The following is a 13114-nucleotide window of genomic DNA, read 5'->3' on the forward strand; positions in this document are numbered from 1 at the left end:
GCCTTGAGGCAGTGGGAGCCATTGCTCAACAGGCGACCTTTAAAAAAGCAGGAACGCTGCCGTCTCATGAACCTGCTCTATGAAGCTATCGCGTCTCTTATTGTGCCCGAACGCCCAGGCAGACGGGAGCCAAGATGCGTGAAACGAAGGCCAAAAAACTTCCAGCGTCTAACCGCCCCGAGACATGAAATGATTGAGTGCCTTCACCGAACCAAATACAAACCCAAAAACGCCTTAACTTAGTGCCATTCGAGGCTGCCCCCGGAATTAAGGACTGCCCGAATTAAGGACTGCCCCGGAATTAAGTGAAAGGCGTTCAATATAAATCACAATGTACAGAGAGACTCGGAATATCAGATGAACCGAAAATAACAGTAACGCATAACTGTGCGATATTTTGAACCCTCCTTATGCACTTAAAAATTAATAAAATCAACACCAATCTAAATTGCTGGTTTTAAATCGACAAAAGAAGAACATGTTCTGCTCTGTTCTATACAAGTGTGTTGGCTACTACGTTTTATCGCAAATTCAATGATGTTTAGAATTAACGCGTCATAAGGCATGGCCCCATCCATGTTACAGGAACGCGGGAAGTAGCTTGTTTCAGGAGTAAGGCCGGGTACAAGGTTAGCCTCAATAAAATGAGGGATACCTTTTGCGTCCATTTTGACATCTATACGGCCAAAATCTTTTACTTTAAGAATTGAAAATACTTTCTTTGCCAGTTCGGATACACTGTCCGAAACAGGACTTTCAACAGCCAAGACATGCTCTTGATTACTTGATTTTTCAAACGCCCCCAGAACACGATCTCCCTTCGAGTTTTTCTGTGCAATAATCTCTACAGGGTATGCGTGTCGGGTGTTCGTACTGAGGTCTTCGAGTACAGCGACTGTGAATTCTCTTCCAGGCAAAACTTCTTCAACAATTGAACTTCCGCCGTACTGATTGAAGATTTCTTCAACTTTCTGAGTATAGCTGAGCCAATCATGAACGATAGAATTTTCATCCACCCCATTTCCGTTGGCGGCGTTTAAGGGTTTAACAAATAATGGAAGTGGCAGAGGAAGTTGCGTCTCACTCTTTATGCCATCTGGCTGTGTTAAAAAGAATTTAGCCGTGGGAATGCCATTCTCTAACAAAATCGTTTTGGCCTTACCTTTGTTAGAGTCATATTCAAGGGTTGCTTCACCTGAGCCTGTATGGGCGATATGATGCTTTGTAAAGAAATCAGATAGATTGATTTTGTTTGGATCACAGATGTATTTGACACAAAGAACAACAAGGTCAGGTTGACGCTTTACAATATCTTCCAAGTCCCCTTTGTTGTGTGCTTCTCTGAAACTAACATCCGTATAATGTTGCTGTAGGATGTCCCTGATTATTCGACAGGTTTTTATTGACCCAAAACCCGTTTCTTTCATCGCTCTGGTATCTGTCGAGACAATTTCAATGCGTTTGTTTATTTTTGTAACTGCATGGTTGGTTTTCATTATTTGATCATTTCATCGAATGAATAAGTGGAAAGGGACTTCCAAAAAGCAGCAGTCGTCCCTCATGAATGGAATTGAATAAGTTATGGGCGTAAGCAACTGTTGGCAGATTGGGTAAATGAGGCATCGCATTCCCAATCGTTACCTGAATAATCAAGATGGGCATTTGCAGGAAGTTTGACAGGGTTACATTTCCCTTGGTCTGCTTTGAAACCCCGCAGGCATTTCCAACCGACCTTGTAGCCACTGTCGTCAAGATAAGCATTTTCAGGGACTTTTATTTTGATGCATGCGTTACTTGTTGCTTGGAAGCCGCGAATACATTCCCAGCCTTTTTCATATAGATTTGGAGACAGAAAAGCATTTTGAGGGATGTTAATTTTCAAGCACGTGCCACTTTGCTCTCTATATCCCCGCTCACACTCCCATTCATATCCACCATGACTTAAAAAGGCGTTCTTTGGGATTTTTATTGCGATGCACCTTTTATTGTTTCGTTTATATCCACGTAGACAATCCCAGCCTTCGCTATAAGAACGCCCTGTTAAAAATCCATATTTAGGGACTTGAATTTGTTGGCACTTATTTTTTGATTTTATATAACCTTTATTACACTCCCAACCTGAGCCGTATTTCTCTGCATGAGCGTTTTTTGGGATCGTTTCAGCAATCGTTGGATAAGGCCAGTTCAAGGAAAGGGCGAAAACTATAACTGTTAAGTTTCGCAATAATCTCGATTGAGAATGATTGTTCATTTTTTGCTTTCATGTTTTCGTTCTGCTCGATCCATTCTGTATTGAGTAATGATGTTTTTTAATTGAGCGGCTAGTCCATAAATACTCAATTCATTTTTGTCAGAGCTTTCCTCTTCGACATTATCTAAGGTATCAAATGTTTGGGGTTTTCCATCATCTTTGGCAGAATGCTTTGCCGTTTTTTTGTAGGACATCATTATCCTCCAAACTTATAGTCAATGTGCAAGTCTTCCAGAATATTACCATTTGCAAGCCGGTCATTTTGCAGGGCTTCTGTAAGTTCTTTTGATGTGACGATTAATGCACGGGTAAGTGACTTGATCTTATTTTTGCTGTGTAAGTGAATAACCGTCAGAACTCTCTTATACGCAATGAAGTTCAGTCCTTCGATCAGTTCCTCATCCGTATCGACCTTATAAGAACCAGCCGGTTGGATTTCATCTAAAGCACCAATTTTAAAGGGATGCCTGAAAATGACGAGTTTTGTGCTTGTACGAATAGTCATGGCGGCCTCCTATCAAGGTGGCGTTACGTTACTGTGATATACAAGAAAGAAAGTGACTCTATTATTTATGGAGTCTAAAAAAAATTGTATAATGCGATTATCAGATAGATAAATTATAATATTTTAAGGGCTATCCCCGGTAAATATCGCATATTTTATTATAATACATCCTGAATAAAATAGATATTTTTTTTATTTTTTTCTTCAAATGGAAGATTGTTATTATTTTTCAGATGGGGTTAATGTCTGATTATTTAGGCCTTTTCAAAGAGAGGATCACTCCAAGTGCCTGATGATGATAACAATCAACAAGATTTGATTGAGTGCATTTTAGAAACAATCCGGGAGCCTTTTTTGGTTTTGGATCGTCATTACAATGTGATTAAAGCCAGTAAGAATTTCTGCCATTCTTTTGGTCTCAACAAACCTGATGTAGAAAACCAACTTCTTTTCAATGTAGGAGAAGGCGAGTGGGATATTGCTAAATTGAAAAGGCTTCTTGATGAAGTCATGACTAAAGGCACGACTATAGAGGCATTTCTTGTTGAACACCGTTTTTCAGATATTGGCGATAAAGTATTTTTGCTAAACGCCCGAACCGTCATTGCACAGGAAGAAAGCGATTTAAAAATCCTGCTCGCCTTTGAAGATATTACTGAACGTAAGAAAAAAGATGATGAGATACTTCGCCTCGCGATGACCGACCCGCTAACGGGACTCTCAAACAGAAACAGTTTTACATCTGGCCTTGAGAGAGCAATTAAATTTGCTCGACGCTATGGGCATGGCATTTCTCTTTTGATTATCGACCTTGATAAATTTAAAGCGGTTAATGATCACCATGGACATCCTGTTGGAGATCAATTGCTGAAACAGGTTGCAGCTATTCTTACCAGCAGAATTCGAGAAGTTGATCAAGTAGCAAGACTGGGGGGAGATGAATTTGCTGTTATTTTGGGAGGTGTGACAAAGAAAGAAATGGTCAATGAGATCGCCCAAAATTATATAAACAAAATTATGGAACCCTTTCATATTGAGAAAAGCGAAATCCTAATAGGAGCGAGTATTGGACTAGCCCATTTCCCGGAAAACGCTAACAATGCAACAAACCTCATTAAATGCGCAGATGTCGCTCTCTATAGTGCAAAAAAGGACGGCGGGAATATTTTTCGGGTTTATCAAGGTTACCTGGGATAGTTCCCTGTGAATTGTGCCTTTTCCGGCTGTCTGTTATTGGCTAAAAGCAGACTTTGCATTTTCAGTAACAGTACTCAGCTATGGCGCAACAGCGGCAAGCCATTAACGCGTTAATTCCTCTCTCAGATGTCATTACGCAATAAATGCGGGATGAAAGATAGAAAAGGCGGCCATAGTGGTCGCCTTTTTGATTCTACTAAGAGATAAATGATGTCATCTAATGACCCATAGCGGAAACAATCTTTCGCTTTGGTTTTATCCTGCCCTTTTCTTAGGCTTACCTCGATAACGTTTTGACTTTGCCCGGCGGTTTGGTGACGGGCGAGAACCTCGTTTTGTTGGCTTGGGCTCGTGCTGAGAGGGTTGACCACCTGAAATATCAAGTTGGTGCTGCATCAGTTTTTCAATATCACGAAGGTAGGCCTGTTCACTTGGGTCACACATGGAAATCGCAGCACCAGATGCCCCGGCTCGTGCTGTACGGCCGATACGGTGGACGTAATCTTCGGCTACATTTGGAAGTTCGAAGTTAATGACGTGGCTGACATTGTCGATGTCGATGCCGCGTGCGGCAATGTCTGTTGCCACCAAAACACGAACGTCACCGTTACTGAAGTTCTTAAGCGCTTTTTGCCGCGCTCCTTGTGACTTGTTGCCATGAATAGCCGCTGCTGTGATACCCGCCTTCTCAAGCTGTTGCGCCACCCGGTTGGCGCGATGTTTCGTCCGTGTGAAGACGATGGTTTTATGTATGGATTTGTCACCCAGGATATTGGTCAGCAACGTCTTTTTATCGGTGGCGGGCACGTAGTATACGCTTTGGGCAATCCGTTCAACCGGTGTTGATTGCGGTGTCACCTCGATACGGATGGGGTCGTGCAATATACTGCTGGCGAGCCCTGAAACCGTTTTGGGCATGGTTGCAGAAAAGAACAGGGTTTGGCGTTCTTTTGGCAGAGCAGCAATAATTTTTTTAACATCATGGATGAAACCCATGTCCAACATACGGTCCGCTTCATCCAATACAAAATGCCAAATGTAATCGAGTGAAATATGCCCCTGGTTCATAAGGTCTAAAAGACGACCAGGTGTCGCAACAACAATATCAACACCGCGCTGAAGTGCGTTCACCTGACGTTTTTGACTGACGCCACCAAAAATAACAGTATGTCGGATGGGCAGATGTCGCCCCAGGCTTTCAATTGATTCACCGATTTGAATTGCCAATTCACGGGTAGGTGCAAGAATGACGCTCAAGGGAAATTTTGGTGCAGGTGGCTCCCAACCTTCAGCAAGTTCATGCAAGATGGGCAGGCTGAATGCTGCTGTTTTGCCCGTGCCTGTTTGTGCAATCCCCAATAAATCGCGTTTTTCTAAAAGAGAAGGAATTGATTGTTCTTGAATGGGTGTTGGATTTTCAAACTGTTGTTCTCGCAGTGCACGCAACAATGGCTCAGACAGGCCAAGGGCCTCAAAATTATTAGATTGCATAAAGATTCTTCCGGCCGCGCATAACATCCAGCTTCGATATAGGGATGAACTTCGGCATTTTTTAGCATCCCGAAGCGCAGGGCGGGGCATTTAATAAATTATTTTCAAATTCGAGATATTGTCACGCTGGTTTTTCAGCGGAATTGCGCGATCACGAATGAATAATGAACGCCTGATTTGCGCCTAAAAACGGAATTTGTCAATCGATCAATTGAATTTATATTATAATTGCTATGCATAATGGTGCATTTATTGCGGCTTGTCTCAAATAGTTGAGCCCCCAAATTTCCTGCGATTACATAAAAATAAGCACTATAGATTTTACTTTCTGGCTATAAACAGACTCTACTTTTTCCTCCTCTGCGCTTTTACTGTTAACTGGAGTTACGACGAAAACATCTTCGCCATTTTCTGTATCATCGTTGTAAAATATGCTATAATTTTTGCTCAAATTTGATCAATAGTAGAATTAAATCAATGAATTATAAGCTGAGAATGTTCTATGTCGGATAGCACAATTGCAACAGCTGAGAAAGACAATGGCCCGGATTGGGAGAAAATTTTCACGGACCCTGAACGCGGATTGATTTCCCTTTTGGAACGGAGCGATAGCAAAGAAAAGCTGCTGCAGGTTTTCGAAGTTATTTTGGGGACTCTGTTTGATCGTGACGGTGATAGCGCGATTAAAGAGCGCTATATCAACGAGCTGAAGTTCTTCACTTCCGGGGATAAAAAGACCTTTGAAGGCTGTGTATCCATTTCCAAAACGATCCTGCTGACGATTAAGGAAGACCGCCTGCAGAAGGCATCTCAAGCTGCTGTGGTGGAAGCCGAACCTGTTCGCCGTGTGGAGAAGAAGAAAGATAAAAAGCTCGAACAGCTGGGCGAGATTATCATGGGGGATTACAGCAAGACCCTGAATGCCATCGCCCTTGGCACAACGGACGGCCCGTTGGGGAAGACGCCGTTTATCCTGTCACCGGAATTCCATGAAGCTTTCTGCGCTGCCTTTGAAGGTAAGTGTCTGGATCGCATGGCATTGGAGTGTGCCCAATTCGCCAAGGATAATCCGCGCTATCAAAAAGACTATGAAGAAGTCTTTACCAAAAACACGCTGAAAGATCTGAATTTTCGCGAAAAGGCGTGGGACGTCTGGCGCGAGGTCTGGAGTGATGAGTTAAAGCCGCACAAACTGCCAAAGAAACCTGCTGCCCCCAAGGGGGTGAAGGCCTTGGGGGCGGCCTTTAGTAATAAACATACGGAGGCCCTGTCAGAGTGGGAAGATGCCTGTTTTCACGTTAAAGAATATAATCTGGAATTTGAGAACTTCACCAAGACCCTGTGTTCTCCACATGATCAGTATGATGCGCCGACCGCAGATGACATCACTCTGATGGTCAAAATTTTCGGGATGACCCCCAACGTGTTTGAGAAGCAAATCACGGGTATTCATCAGTTGATTGAACAGGATATCGAAAATAAAGCGGGGGCCTTTGCGGAATTTGCAGGCAAGCGCAATATCGATCTGAGCTTGCTCTATGTTTTTTACAAAACACCCGATTATATTCTGGGGGAAGAAAACTATCTGACGCTTCTGATGCGCAGTTATAAGAAAAGCCAGGTACAGGGGAGTTTCCCTTACACGTTCAAATATCTGCAAAGCTATATTGCTTAATGCGATTAATGTTTGTCTTTATGGAAGTGCGTAGACCGAAATTTCCTCAATTCATTTGAAACCGCTGATGTTCTATGGAAAGATAAACTTCATAAACACTAAGATCATAAAAAGGTTTCATGAGAGCAAAAAACGACGAGAAATTTCCGCTCCATATTTTCTCGATAGTGCTGGGTGTAGCGGCATTGTTGCTGTTGTCGATTGCCTGGTTTGCGTATCATAACATGCAGACATCCACGGTGAATGAGGCAAGGCTGGCGCAGCTCAGCAGGCTGCAGTCCGATATCGTCTATCTGGATGAAGTTCTGACCATGTCGGCCTATATGGCGGCCAAGACCGGGGATCGGGACTGGATCTTGCGCTATAACAGTTTTGAACCCAAGCTCATTTCAGCCATTGAAGAAGTGATCACGGAAGTTTCTGATCCGGACCTTATTCAGGCGATCCGGTCTACTCAATCGGCAAATGATATTCTGATCAAATTGGAAAGACAGGCCTTTGGTGAGATAAACCGGGGCAATTCAGATCAGGCCTGGTTGCTTTTATCCGGGGCGCAATACCAGAAGCAGAAGCAGATTTATAAAGCAGGTATGGATCAGGCCTTAAATCGTCTTTCTCAATTGTATCAGGATTTAAAAACCGAACAGAAGACCCAGACCGTCACTCAGATTACTTTAATTTTTATGTTGGTGTGCTTGCTGTTTGTTTTTTTCACGCTGGTCGTTATTCGGATTAAATATTGGAACAAGAGGGTTGAGACGCTGGTTTTTAAACGCACAGAAAAGCTGCGTGTTGCACAGCAGGCGTCCAAGCAGGCTGAGCAGTTTTTGAAGCGTGCGCAATCTGTGGCACAGATTGGCAACTGGCGCCTGGACCTTCAGAAAAAGGAACTATGGTGGTCCGATGAGATTTATCGGATTTTCGGCCTGGATCAGGAAAAAGACAGCGCGACCTATGAGACTTTTTTAAGCCTGATTCACCCCGATGATTTCGAAAAGGTCGAGGAAAATTATCGCAAATCCCTGTCCTTAAATGCTTTCTCTGATATTGAATATCGCATCCTTCGTAAAGATAATGGGGACGAACGATGGATTTCGGGGAAGTGTGAGCATCGACGCGCCCCCGACGGGACGGTCATTCGTTCTGACGGGACCATTCAGGATGTTACTGAACGGGTCGCTGCACGGATGGAAAATAGAAAGAAAGACCAGCAGCTTCGCCTCGTTTTGGAAAATATTCCCGGTGCAGTTGTTGCAACTGATCAGGATCTACATATTGTCTTTGCCAGTAGCCACTTTGCCAACCTATACAACGTCCCGGGCGAACTTTTGGAAGTCGGGGCTTATTATCCGAATCTCCTTCATCACCTTGCCAAGCGGGGAGATTATGGCTACGACAATATCGAAGGTATTATTGCTGATCGACTGGTGTCGTTGCGAAATCCGCAGGATAAAGTGTTTGAGGATTATTCACCGGACGGGACAATCTTTCGGGTGTCCCGAAAGACAACGGATGAAGGCATCACTATTACGATTGTCAGTGACATTACGGAACTGAAAAAAGCCAAGCAAAAGGCCGATGATGCCAAAGAAGCAGCGGAAATGGCGAATAAGGCGAAATCAAGCTTCCTTGCCTCCATCAGTCATGAAATCCGAACGCCCATGACCGGGGTGATGGGCTATGCAGATTTGTTGATGGAACATGATTTGCCGCAAGATTGTATGCAAAGTGCTGCGCGTATCAAAGGGGCGACCAATAATCTGCTGGGAATTGTGAATGACCTTCTGGATATTTCCAAGCTGGAAGCCGGGAAAATGGAAGTAGAACATATCAACTTTCTGCTGGCTGACTTGCTGGATGAGGTTGTTTCCAATTTCAAGCTCAGCCGCAAGGGGGATGACAATATCAGTCTGCAAATTGAATTGGCCGACGATGTGCCCAAGGCGCTGAATTCTGATCCGATGCGTATCCGGCAAATTCTGATTAATCTTGTTGGAAATGCTCTGAAATTTACTGAAAATGGCACAATTACCATTCGGTGCAGGAAAGAAACGCTGGATGCAGCACGCGAATTTATTAAGGTGACAGTCTCAGATACGGGGATCGGGATTAGTCCAAGCAAGCTTGAAAATCTGTTTCAGGAATTTACCCAGGCGGATGCGTCCATTTCTCGAAAATATGAAGGAACCGGGCTTGGCCTGTCAATCTCAAAACGGCTTGTGGAGCTTTTGGGTGGTGAGATCGGGGCGAAAAGTGTGGAAGGAAAGGGGAGTGATTTCTGGTTTCTTCTACCGCTTGTGCAAGCCGGAGAAGAGGTGGTTGAAAAGGTCAAGAAAGGACCGAAAGCCGGGGATTATCTGGCGGTTAAACCCCTCAGAATCCTTCTGGCCGAAGACAATCGCATCAATAGACAACTGATCAGAAAATTCATTGAATCTTATGGGCATACGGTTGTGGGGACGTGTGATGGACAAGAACTGCTGGAGAGTTGGAATAAAGAGAGCTTTGATCTTATTCTCACCGATGTGCGGATGCCGAATATGGACGGGGTTGAAGCCACGCGGATTGTTCGTGAGAAAAGCGACATTCCTATCATCGGCATTACCGCAGATGCGCTGAAGGAGAATATTGAGCAATATATAAATGACGGGATGAATGCCTGTGTCTATAAACCGATCAACTGGTCAGAACTGGTGCTCACCATCAATCGGGTGCTGAATGAAGAAATTCATGTGCTTAAGTCAGAGGTTGAATTATAAAATTGAAATATTGATCTTAAGGGTGAAAAGCCCTCTAATGCAGAAATTCTGAATGTGAACGAAAAAAATAATCCTCCATGCGTCAGGTTGACATGGCCTTTCTGGCTCTTATTTTATGAGGCTAATTTACAGTTTTTGCAGATGAGCAAGGGGCGCTGTCCAATCTGGGTGAATTCAAAAGGTCGGCTGAATGACGACAAGCTTGTTCTCTTACCTGTTTTACCTATGTTGTAAAAGATGAAACCTTCTCAGATGCATCCTTGCGCGACCTTATGAAAAGCGGAAGGTAAGGAGAGGTTTTGGGGGCGCAGTTACCCCCTGTTGTCTTAATCCAGCTTGCTTTGAACAGCGCTGACTTTATCTTCCAGACTTTGTTCCTTGTCCGTCCGTGTCGCCATTTTGATGATGGAACTGACCCGGGGTGCCCCCATCTTGTGGACTTCTTCGTGGCATTCCTTAACGGCTGCCATCACGTCTTCCCATTCACCTTCAATATTGGTGCCATAGGCATGAAGATTGTATTTAAGCTTGTGGGCATCCAGAATTTTCTGACAGGCGGCAACGTAAGGCGACAGAGATCCTGCGACCTGGGGGACCACGCTTAAATCCATCAAAATTTTCATAATGTGAGTTTCCTTTATTGATTGCTGGCAGAGCCTACCATTATTTTGCGGGTCTTTGGAATATGTCACAATTTTTTAAACCTGTAGGCGGCAGATTTTTTTGTCATTTTTCATTATTCGGGCTAAGGTAGGGGAAGAACAAAGAAAAAGAAGGAAGACTGCACCATGGAACTCTCGTCTGCTGAATTGAAAGCTTTGCTCGCTGAGGCCGAAACCAAGATCACTGAGGAAATGGAGGCAAACCGTTCCCTTTCTGAGGAAAACGAACATCTGAATACGGCCCTGAATGATCTGATGGCAGCTCAAATGGAAGAGGCTGAACAAATCGTTCAACTGACCGAGAAATGCTGGGAGCTTGAAAAAGCCCTGGAAGATGCCTTGCAGGAGAAAGCACAGGTGATTGACCTGGTTCAGGGGATGAGTGCGGGCTTGACCGACTTGAAGGCCAAGGCAGATCAGGCCATCGCGCGCGCCAAAACAGAGACCAGCCGGGTCAACCTGGCCTCTGAACTTCAGAACCTGGCAACAGATACGATCAATTCTGACCTTGATAAATATTTGGATAAATTGGCCGAACCTGTTCAGACAGGTCGAGAGTAAAAGCTTATTTCGCAGGCTCGGTTGCGGGAAGCGGTGGTTTTGACGTCTTGGTGAACATGATGATGTTCCCTGTGATGGCAAGACCGATCCCGAGCACAGCATTAAAGGTCCACTGATAACCTTCCACAAAGGTGGAAATGGTCAGTGCTACGATGGGAAAGAGGATGGTGACGTAAGCGGCTTGTGCAGACCCTACTCTTGAAAGCAGCAAGAGATACGCGGAAAAACCCAGAACAGACCCCACAATGGCCAGGTAGAACATGGCGAGCCAATAGGTTGGTGCGGCAGGGATGACGATGGGATATTGGGCAACCTGAATGATGATCATCAGGATAATCGCGCCCAGACACATCCCCCAGGCGTTTGCGGTGATGGGGGAAACCTCTTTGGTATTGAGGTGACGCGAAACCATATTCCCAAACGAGAAAAACAGCGTGCCAAGACTGGCGAAACCGATACCCAAGAGATTGTCAGCGTTCTCGCTTTTAAAGATATCGGGTCCGAACAAACAAATTAAACCTGTCAGCCCTACAACGCAGGCAAAGATGGTTTTAGGGGTAATGCGTTCCCTAAAGAAAATGCGGGCGTTTATGGCGTTAAACAGAACGGATAGAGAGAAAATAACCGCGATGAGGCCGGACGTAATATAAGCCGCTGACAGATAAAAGCAGATGAAGTTCAGGCTGAAGAGACAGACTGCCTGAAGTAATATCCAGGGCCAGTGCCCGCGTCTGGGGATGACGAGTTTTTTAAGCAGGACAAGGGCGAGGATGAAGATGACGCCAGCCGTTGCGAAACGGTAAAAGACAGACACGACCACAGGCACATCACCGATCTGCAGCGCAATGGCAATCCAGCTGGTCCCCCAAATGAGAACGGTTGCGGCGAATAGAAAATAAGTCATGGTCGATCTGTGCCTTTCGCTTTTTGTTTGTATGGTTCACAAAGGCTAGCACGCCACTTTGGAGGTTGTTTTGCACAATCTTGCGGTCATTGAACGCTTCTGGTGCACAAGATGATGACCTGCCTCTCGGATGTGATATGATGACGTTATGAATAAAGCTGTGAAAAAATCTGTTGGCACCCACCTGGAGACCCAGTCCAATGCGAAAATGCTGTCGCATGTGAAAGTGGGGGGCGATTGTGCGCTTACCATCTGGACCAATGACAGTGGGCAGGTGTCTTATGACCGTACAGAAGGACATACGTTCAGTTTCTATCTGAATGGTGGGCAAGGGGTGTCAAGACTGGATCACGGCAAGGTTCAGGGCTGGCCCGGGTCCATTTGTGTCTTTCCACAGGGGCATTCCTCCAGCTGGGAAATCAACGAGCGCTTTGAATTCCTGCACGTTTATTTATCCGATCAGGAACTGCGCCGACAATTTGCGCAGACTTTTGATAAAGACGCCCGCCTTCTGGACGTGCGCGAACATACCTTCATCAATTCAGACCAGTTGAAACAAGCGTTTGTCCAGTTGCAGAATGCTGCCTTTGATGAAGACCCGATGTATGCCGAAGAAGGGGTGACATCCCTTTTGTGTGAGGCCATGGCATCTGACGTTCTGGGGGAATTTAGACGTCCCTCTCTGACAGGTGGTTTGTCGCCTAAAAACTTGAAGATTGTGAAAGACTATGTGATGGCGAACCTGGATCGTCCCATCACTCTGAGGGAACTGGCTGCCCTGGTGAATTTAAGCGAGTATCACTTCCAGCGTAATTTCAAGGCACAATGCGGTGTTTCCCCTCATGTGTGGATGACTCATCTGCGTATTGACCATTCAAAGCATTTGATGGGGCAGAAACAAAGCCTCGCAGATATCAGCAGTGCCTGTGCCTTTTCCAGCCAAAGTCATTTTTCCCGAACGTTTAAAAGCTATACCGGGATGACGCCGGGGGCATATCTGAAAAATCTACACGCTTGATTTAAAATAGATCAATGATAAAAGATGCGTGGATTTTATTGCTCAGTGGTTGAAACAACTAAATGAAATATTCTTCGTGAAGTGTTAGACT

12 protein-coding genes are annotated in these 13114 nt (G+C 44.8%); 5 read left to right on the forward strand and 7 right to left on the reverse strand.

The features are described 5' to 3' along the window. Positions 1–443 precede the first annotated feature (443 nt). From RYZ26_RS04815 to RYZ26_RS04830, 4 genes are all read right to left on the reverse strand, one after another. On the reverse strand, positions 444–1496 hold the full coding sequence (locus RYZ26_RS04815) for a D-alanine--D-alanine ligase family protein (protein WP_317682026.1): 1053 nt from the start codon (positions 1494–1496) through the stop codon (positions 444–446). An 83-nt stretch (positions 1497–1579) separates the two neighbouring features. After that, complete coding sequence (locus tag RYZ26_RS04820; RefSeq protein ID WP_317682027.1) at positions 1580–2251, reverse strand: hypothetical protein; 672 nt, start codon at positions 2249–2251, stop codon at positions 1580–1582. Continuing rightward, the gene (locus RYZ26_RS04825; RefSeq protein WP_317682028.1) at positions 2248–2445 is read right to left on the reverse strand and encodes a hypothetical protein; all 198 of its coding nucleotides are present in this window, start codon (positions 2443–2445) and stop codon (positions 2248–2250) included. Before RYZ26_RS04825 ends, RYZ26_RS04820 begins: the two co-directional genes overlap by 4 nt. A 2-nt stretch (positions 2446–2447) precedes the next feature. Then, positions 2448–2756, reverse strand: a complete 309-nt coding sequence (locus RYZ26_RS04830) for a hypothetical protein (RefSeq protein ID WP_317682029.1) — start codon at positions 2754–2756, stop codon at positions 2448–2450. 285 nt (positions 2757–3041) lie between these two features. On the opposite strand from RYZ26_RS04830, the gene RYZ26_RS04835 reads away from it, so the two are divergent. Next, positions 3042–3953, forward strand: coding sequence for a sensor domain-containing diguanylate cyclase (locus RYZ26_RS04835; protein ID WP_317682030.1), 912 nt, complete (start codon positions 3042–3044; stop codon positions 3951–3953). A gap of 255 nt (positions 3954–4208) precedes the next feature. On the opposite strand, the gene RYZ26_RS04840 is transcribed toward RYZ26_RS04835, so the two are convergent. Next, the gene (locus RYZ26_RS04840) at positions 4209–5444 is read right to left on the reverse strand and encodes a DEAD/DEAH box helicase (protein ID WP_317682031.1); all 1236 of its coding nucleotides are present in this window, start codon (positions 5442–5444) and stop codon (positions 4209–4211) included. 502 nt (positions 5445–5946) lie between these two features. Between RYZ26_RS04840 and RYZ26_RS04845 the strand changes: the two genes are divergently transcribed. Together RYZ26_RS04845 and RYZ26_RS04850 are read left to right on the forward strand one after the other, a co-directional pair. Further along, complete coding sequence (locus tag RYZ26_RS04845; protein ID WP_317682032.1) at positions 5947–7119, forward strand: hypothetical protein; 1173 nt, start codon at positions 5947–5949, stop codon at positions 7117–7119. A gap of 119 nt (positions 7120–7238) precedes the next feature. Beyond that, entirely contained in the window at positions 7239–9878 is a 2640-nt protein-coding gene (locus tag RYZ26_RS04850) for a hybrid sensor histidine kinase/response regulator (protein WP_317682033.1), read from the forward strand. Between the two features lie 326 nt (positions 9879–10204). Here RYZ26_RS04850 and RYZ26_RS04855 read toward each other — a convergent pair whose 3' ends face one another. After that, on the reverse strand, positions 10205–10501 hold the full coding sequence (locus RYZ26_RS04855; RefSeq protein ID WP_317682034.1) for an MTH1187 family thiamine-binding protein: 297 nt from the start codon (positions 10499–10501) through the stop codon (positions 10205–10207). A 165-nt stretch (positions 10502–10666) separates the two neighbouring features. Here RYZ26_RS04855 and RYZ26_RS04860 point away from each other — a divergent pair, with 165 nt between their 5' ends. Beyond that, positions 10667–11101, forward strand: coding sequence for a hypothetical protein (locus RYZ26_RS04860; RefSeq protein WP_317682035.1), 435 nt, complete (start codon positions 10667–10669; stop codon positions 11099–11101). A gap of 4 nt (positions 11102–11105) precedes the next feature. On the opposite strand, the gene RYZ26_RS04865 is transcribed toward RYZ26_RS04860, so the two are convergent. Continuing rightward, entirely contained in the window at positions 11106–12005 is a 900-nt protein-coding gene (locus RYZ26_RS04865; RefSeq protein ID WP_317682036.1) for a DMT family transporter, read from the reverse strand. A gap of 148 nt (positions 12006–12153) precedes the next feature. Between RYZ26_RS04865 and RYZ26_RS04870 the strand changes: the two genes are divergently transcribed. After that, on the forward strand, positions 12154–13023 hold the full coding sequence (locus tag RYZ26_RS04870) for a helix-turn-helix domain-containing protein (RefSeq protein ID WP_317682037.1): 870 nt from the start codon (positions 12154–12156) through the stop codon (positions 13021–13023). The last annotated feature ends 91 nt before the right edge of the window (positions 13024–13114 follow it).

It is taken from the genome of Terasakiella sediminum (assembly GCF_033100395.1).
Lineage (GTDB): Bacteria > Pseudomonadota > Alphaproteobacteria > Rhodospirillales > Terasakiellaceae > Terasakiella.

Bases quoted from the DNA above. Each gene is read 5' to 3' on its own strand.
- RYZ26_RS04815 (WP_317682026.1), bottom strand. From the start codon at position 1,496: ATGAAAACCAACCATGCAGTTACAAAAATAAACAAACGCATTGAAATT.
- RYZ26_RS04820 (WP_317682027.1), bottom strand. From the start codon at position 2,251: ATGAACAATCATTCTCAATCGAGATTATTGCGAAACTTAACAGTTATA.
- RYZ26_RS04825 (WP_317682028.1), bottom strand. From the start codon at position 2,445: ATGTCCTACAAAAAAACGGCAAAGCATTCTGCCAAAGATGATGGAAAA.
- RYZ26_RS04830 (WP_317682029.1), bottom strand. From the start codon at position 2,756: ATGACTATTCGTACAAGCACAAAACTCGTCATTTTCAGGCATCCCTTT.
- RYZ26_RS04840 (WP_317682031.1), bottom strand. From the start codon at position 5,444: ATGCAATCTAATAATTTTGAGGCCCTTGGCCTGTCTGAGCCATTGTTG.
- RYZ26_RS04845 (WP_317682032.1), top strand. From the start codon at position 5,947: ATGTCGGATAGCACAATTGCAACAGCTGAGAAAGACAATGGCCCGGAT.
- RYZ26_RS04850 (WP_317682033.1), top strand. From the start codon at position 7,239: ATGAGAGCAAAAAACGACGAGAAATTTCCGCTCCATATTTTCTCGATA.
- RYZ26_RS04855 (WP_317682034.1), bottom strand. From the start codon at position 10,501: ATGAAAATTTTGATGGATTTAAGCGTGGTCCCCCAGGTCGCAGGATCT.
- RYZ26_RS04860 (WP_317682035.1), top strand. From the start codon at position 10,667: ATGGAACTCTCGTCTGCTGAATTGAAAGCTTTGCTCGCTGAGGCCGAA.
- RYZ26_RS04865 (WP_317682036.1), bottom strand. From the start codon at position 12,005: ATGACTTATTTTCTATTCGCCGCAACCGTTCTCATTTGGGGGACCAGC.
- RYZ26_RS04870 (WP_317682037.1), top strand. From the start codon at position 12,154: ATGAATAAAGCTGTGAAAAAATCTGTTGGCACCCACCTGGAGACCCAG.